The organism is Micromonospora sp. ATA51, assembly GCF_016802855.1.
Classification (GTDB): Bacteria; Actinomycetota; Actinomycetes; order Mycobacteriales; family Micromonosporaceae; genus Micromonospora; species Micromonospora sicca.
Window position 1 is genome coordinate 1 of record NZ_JAEVHJ010000374.1, and the last position, 5,939, is coordinate 5,939.

At 72.1% G+C, this 5,939-nt stretch carries 3 protein-coding genes and 4 pseudogenes; all 7 read right to left on the reverse strand.

Translation table 11 applies throughout. The features are described 5' to 3' along the window. Positions 1 to 1,083: pseudogene (locus JNW87_RS33395) on the reverse strand (acyltransferase); the annotation flags it as partial. 192 nt (positions 1,084 to 1,275) lie between these two features. Next, positions 1,276 to 2,172 (reverse strand): GTPase Era, encoded by an 897-nt coding sequence (gene era / locus JNW87_RS33400; RefSeq protein WP_109804787.1) that lies wholly within the window; start codon positions 2,170 to 2,172, stop codon positions 1,276 to 1,278. Then, positions 2,169 to 2,554 (reverse strand): annotated as a pseudogene (locus JNW87_RS33405) (cytidine deaminase). The gene era and the pseudogene JNW87_RS33405 overlap by 4 nt, the downstream one beginning before the upstream one ends. Next, positions 2,547 to 3,958: pseudogene (locus tag JNW87_RS33410) on the reverse strand (hemolysin family protein). The pseudogenes JNW87_RS33405 and JNW87_RS33410 overlap by 8 nt, the downstream one beginning before the upstream one ends. Continuing rightward, a complete protein-coding gene (gene ybeY, locus JNW87_RS33415; RefSeq protein WP_109804790.1) occupies positions 3,934 to 4,407 on the reverse strand; it encodes an rRNA maturation RNase YbeY in 474 nt (157 codons plus the stop codon). Before ybeY ends, JNW87_RS33410 begins: the two are co-directional and overlap by 25 nt. 18 nt (positions 4,408 to 4,425) lie before the next feature. Further along, complete coding sequence (locus JNW87_RS33420; protein WP_109804791.1) at positions 4,426 to 5,484, reverse strand: PhoH family protein; 1,059 nt, start codon at positions 5,482 to 5,484, stop codon at positions 4,426 to 4,428. A 136-nt stretch (positions 5,485 to 5,620) separates the two neighbouring features. Continuing rightward, positions 5,621 to 5,939: pseudogene (locus JNW87_RS33425) on the reverse strand (hypothetical protein); the annotation flags it as partial.

Sequence of the window (5,939 nt, forward strand, 5' to 3'; positions counted from 1 at the left end):
CCACCCCGACCGGGACCGGTTCGGACCCGGCCCTGGCCGGGGCGGGACTGGCCGGGGCGGCGGCCCGGCCGGCCGGCGTCGAACGGGACCCGCCGGGCAGCAGCTCCGGCACCCGCCGGGCAGCCACGTCCTCGACCCAGCCGACCAGCACGGTGACCATGCCCACCAGGGCGAACACCAGCACCACCCGGACCGCCAAGCCGACCGGGTCCCGGCGGGACCAGCCGACCAGGTCCACCAGCGGGGTGAGTGCCACCACGAAGGGCATGTGCCAGAGATAGACGGTGAGCGCCCGCCGGTTCAGCACGGTGACCACCCGGCCGACGACGGCGTTGCGGTCCACCCACCCGGCGCCGGCCGCGCCCGGCCGATGGCCACCAGGGTGAACGCCGCCGACCAGAGGGCGTTGCCCAGGTGGATGTCGTTGAGGTCGTAGCCGCGCGGGCCGGGGTGGGTGAAGATCCAGGTCAGCCCGGCGGCGCCGAGGGCCAGCGCGGCCGGCACCAGGACCCGGCCGGCCAGCCGGCGCAGCAGGCCGTCGTGGTGGGCGAAGCCGAGCAGCCAGGCGCCGAAGTAGAGACCGAACTCGCGCAGCACGGTGGGCGCGGCCGGCAGGACCCCGAACTCGATCACCGCGAGCAGGGCGTACGGGGCGAGGAGGGTGGGCAGCGGGGCACGGCGGAACAGCCACAGGGCGAGCGGCGAGGCGAGCACGAACCACAGGTAGTCCCGCAGGTACCAGATCATGCTCAGCGCGACCGACCCCCAGCCGTTGGCCGGCGGGTCGCTGACCGGGAAAAGCCAGAGCAGCACCTTCGGGGTCAGCGGCAACCCGGTGAGCAGCATGGCCGGCACGAAGAGCGCCGACAGCACCCAGAGCGACGGGAGCAGGCGGCGCAGTCGCCGCAGGACGGCCGGCGGGCCGGTGCGGTCCAGGGAGGCGGCCATCAGCGAGCCGGCGAGCGCGAACATCACCGACATCGCCGGGAAGATCAGGGTCAGTGCCGCGGAGCCGGTGACGTGGTAGACGACGACTCGGACGATGGCCAGGAAGCGGAGCAGATCGAGGTATCGATTGCGCATCAGCCTGCATCTATGTTGGGGGCGGGGGGCTAGCCGTCCCCTACCCTCCGACGCGGCCGGACGAAACCGGCGCGCGGGCGGGGCGAAAAGTGAAACTTGCCATATTCCCCGACCGATCCGGACCAGCGCCGCCACCACCGCAACGCCGAACCGCCGGCCCCCTGAACAGGGAGCCGGCGGCCGGACGTACGGTCAGAAGCCGAGCTTGCGCAGCTGCTTCGGGTCGCGCTGCCAGTCCTTCGCGACCCGGACGTGCAGGTCCAGGTAGACCCGGGTGCCGAGCAGCTCCTCGATCTGCCGGCGGGCGGTCGTGCCGACCGCCTTGAGCCGGCTGGCCCGGTGGCCGATCACGATCGCCTTCTGGCTGGGCCGCTCGACGTAGAGGTCGGCGTAGATCTTCATGACCTGGCCCTCGGGGATCATCTCCTCCACCACCACGGCGATGGAGTGCGGCAGCTCGTCGCGCACCCCCTCCAGGGCCGCCTCCCGGATCAGCTCGGCGACCAGCACCTGCTCGGGGTCGTCGGTGAGCATGTCGTCCGGGTAGAGCTGCGGCGACTCGGGCAGGTAGCCGGTCATCACGTCGACCAGGGTGTCCACCTGGTGCCCGGAGACCGCGCTCACCGGCACCACGGCCGCGAAATCGCCCAGCTCGCTGACCGCGAGCAACTGCTCGGCCAGCTTCTTCTTGTCGACCAGGTCGGTCTTGGTCACCACGGCGAGGACGGTGGCCTTCAGCTCGGCCAGCTCACCGGTGATGAACCGGTCACCCCGGCCGATCGGCTCGTCCGCCGGGATGCAGAGGCCGATCACGTCGACCTCGCTCCAGGTGGAGCGGACCAGGTCGTTCAGGCGCTCGCCGAGCAGCGTCCGGGGGCGGTGCAGACCGGGCGTGTCGACCAGCACGAGCTGCGACTCGGGGCGGTGCAGCACCGCGCGGATGATGTGCCGGGTGGTCTGCGGCTTGTTCGAGGTGATGGCGATCTTCGTACCGACGATCGCGTTGGTCAGCGTCGACTTGCCGGCGTTCGGCCGCCCGATGAAACAGGCGAAACCGGCCCGGTACGGCCGCGGCTCGAGGTCACTCACTCGACCACCGTGCCGAGGACGGTGCCGTCCGGCGCGGCCACGTGGATCGGCGCGTCGGCGGAGAGGTCGCGAACCGCGGCGTGCCCGGCGCCGTCCAGCGTCGACGCGTCGGTCACCACCACCGCCGCCTCCAGCCGGCTCGCCCCGGCGGCCACCGCCGAGGCGACCGCCAGCTGGAGCGCGGTCAGGGTGAGCGAGGGCAGGGCCACGCTGGCCGCGGCGTACGTCCGGCCGTCCTGGTCACGGACGCCGCGCCCTCCACGGCGCCGACCCGGCCGCGCGCGCCCCGGGCCAGGATGACCAGCTTGCCGTCCTCGGCGCTCAGCTCGGCGGGATCGGACGGGGTGGGCCGGGCCGCCGGCACGGCGGGTGACTCAGGCATCGGCGGGTTGCCTCTCCTCGGATCGGTTCTGGTTGCCGCGGGACTCGGCGTGCTCGCCACGCCCCGCGCTGTCCTGCGCGTCGGTCGGCGCCATCCGGCTCACCAGCACGGTGTCGATCCGGTTGCGCCGCCCGGTGGTGCCCTCGGCGATCAGCCGGAGCCCGGACACCTCGGCCTCCGCCCCGGGTATCGGGACCCGGCCCAGCGACTGGGCGAGCAGACCACCGACCGTCTCCACCTCGTCGGTGGGGAGTTCGGTGTCGAAGAGCTCGCCCAGATTCTCCACCGGAAGGCGGGCGGTGACCCGGACGGCACCGTCGTCCAGGCGTTCGACCGGCGGGCGTTCGACATCGTACTCGTCGGTGATCTCGCCGACGATCTCCTCGAGGATGTCCTCGATGGTGACCAGGCCGCCGGTGCCGCCGTACTCGTCGACGACGATGACCAGGTGGTTGCGGGCCGCCTGCATCTCCGACAGCAGGTCGTCGACCGGCTTGGACTCCGGCACGAAGGTCGCCGGGCGCATCAGCTCCGACACCGGCAGCTCGTCGGCCCGTGGGTCCCCGCCCTGGGTACGCCGGATCAGGTCCTTCAGGTAGAGCACGCCGAGCACGTCGTCGACGCTGTCGCCGATCACCGGGATGCGGGAGAAACCGGAGCGGAGGAAGAGCGCCAGCGCCTGGGAGAGGGTCTTGCCCTCCTCTATCCACACCATCTCGGTGCGCGGCACCATCACCTCGCGGGCGATGGTGTCACCGAGGGCGAAGACCGAGTGGATCATCTGCCGCTCGCCGTGCTCCACGACACCGCGCTGCTCGGCCAGGTCGACCAGCTCGCGCAGCTCCAGCTGGGTGGCGAACGGCCCCTCCCGGAAGCCGCGGCCCGGGGTGACCGCGTTGCCGATCAGGATCAGCAACGAGGCGAGCGGGTTCAGCGCCCGGCCCAGCCAGCGCACCAGGGCGCGACGGCGCGCCCCACCGCGTACGCGTGCTGCCGGCCGATGGTCCGCGGCGCGACGCCGACCACCACGAAGCTGACCACGGTCATCGCGCCGGCGGTGACCAGGGCGGCCCGCCAGCCGGCGCCGAACGTGTCCACCGCGACCAGCGCCACCAGGGTGGTGGCGGTCAGCTCGGCCAGCAGCCGGAGCAGGAGCAGCAGGTTGAGATGGCGGACCACGTCACCGGCGACCACCTGGAGGGCGCGGGCGCCGCGCGCCCCGTCGCGGGCCAGTTCGGCGGCCCGGGCCGGGGAGACGGCGGCCAGCGCCGCCTCGGTCATCGCGATGAGGCCGGCGAGCACCACCAGCCCCGCCGCGAAGACGATGAGCTGGAGATCGGGCAGGCCGGCGGTACCAGAGGCCGCCGCCAGGGTGGTCATCACCGGGACCGGGTCGACCGCCAGCTGGACAGCAGGCGGGCCTGGAGCGCGAACATCTCCCGCTCCTCCTCCGGCTCGGCGTGGTCGTACCCGAGCAGGTGCAGCACGCCGTGCACGGTGAGCAGGTGCAGCTCGTCGGCGGGCGAGTGGCCGGCGGTGGCCGCCTGCTTGGCCGCCACCTCCGGGCAGAGCACGATGTCGCCGAGCAGGGCCGGCTCGCCACCGGCCGGGGCGGTCTCGCCCGGGCCGTGGTCGACGCTGCCCTCGTCCATGGGGAAGGCGAGCACGTCGGTGGGACCGTCGCCGCCCATCCAGCGATGGTTCAGCTCGGTCATGTAGTCGACGTCGACCAGCAGCACGGAGAGCTCGGCGAGGGGGTTGACCCCCATCTCGTCGAGGGCGTGCCGGGCGACGGCGAGCACGGCGTCCGTGTCGACCTCGACACCGGACTCGTTGGCGATCTCGATGGACAACTGTCTTCCTCTGATGAATTAGCGGCGCCGGCCGGCCCGACCGCCCTGGGCGGTCCGCCCCGGCACGGCGTGCACGCTCTGCGCCTGCTGGTTCTCCCGCTCGGCGTCCCAGCGGGCGTACGCGTCGACGATCTCCCCCACCAGCCGGTGGCGGACCACGTCGGAGCTGGAGAGCTGGGCGAAGTGCACGTCCTCGACGTTCTCCAGGATCTCCCGGACCACCCGCAGGCCGCTGGTCGTCCCGCCGGGAAGGTCCACCTGGGTGACGTCACCGGTGACCACGATCTTGGAACCGAAGCCGAGCCGGGTGAGGAACATCTTCATCTGCTCGGGCGTGGTGTTCTGCGCCTCGTCCAGGATGATGAAGGCGTCGTTCAGCGTACGGCCCCGCATGTAGGCCAGCGGCGCCACCTCGATGGTGCCGGCCGCCATCAGCTTCGGGATGGTCTCCGGGTCGAGCATGTCGTGCAGCGCGTCGTAGAGCGGACGCAGGTACGGGTCGATCTTCTCGTTGAGCGTGCCCGGCAGGAAGCCCAGCCGCTCCCCCGCCTCGACCGCCGGCCGGGTCAGGATGATCCGGTTGACCTGCTTGGCCTGCAGCGCCTGGACCGCCTTGGCCATGGCCAGGTAGGTCTTGCCGGTGCCGGCCGGGCCGATGCCGAAGACGATGGTGTGCGAGTCGATGGCGTCGACGTAGCGCTTCTGCCCGAGGGTCTTGGGGCGGATGGTGCGACCGCGTCGGGAGAGGATGTTGAGCGTGAGGACCTCGGCGGGCCGCTCCGCGCTGCCCTGCTCGAGCATGCCGACGGTACGCCGGACGGCGTCACTGGTCAGGGTCTCGCCTTTCTCGATGAGTTCGAGGAGCTCACTGAAGAGGCGCTCGGCGATGGCGTTGTCCGCGGGGGCGCCGGTGATGGTGATCTCGTTGCCACGCACGTGGACGTCGCTGTTGACCGAGCGTTCGACGAGTCGCAGGATCTCGTCGCCCGCGCCGAGCAGGTTCACCATGATCTTCGGGTCGGGGACCGTGATCCTGGTCTGCACCCGGGGCGGGCCGGGAGGTGGGGTGCCGGTCATAGATCGGGCCCGTCGGGCCCTGCGCCACCTGCTTCCGAATTCGGCGCCGCTGCCCTGTTGGCGCGGCGTGCGGACGTTCTACCCATCGTATCTGTTCAACACCGGACGCACCCCGCCCATTTCGGCTGGTCCGTGATCATCTCCCGGCGCGGAAGTCGTACCCGTCGAAGGTCTCCTGGGAGCGGGTGAAGCGGTAGGTGGCCCAGTGCATCCGCACCACCGCGCCGCGCTCGTCCCGGGTCAGCCGGAGCAGCTCGCCCACCTCCCGCCCGGCGACGGTCCGGAACACGTCCGGCCGGTCGGGCAGCGGCGCGAAGACGGCCGGGGGCTTGCCGGCCGGGTCGTCCGCGCCCCGGAGTCCGGCACGCGAAACGACATGGACGGGTACGCCGACGACCTCGCCGCGGTCATCGAGGCGCTCGACCTGCGGGACGCGACGCTGATCGGCCACTCGA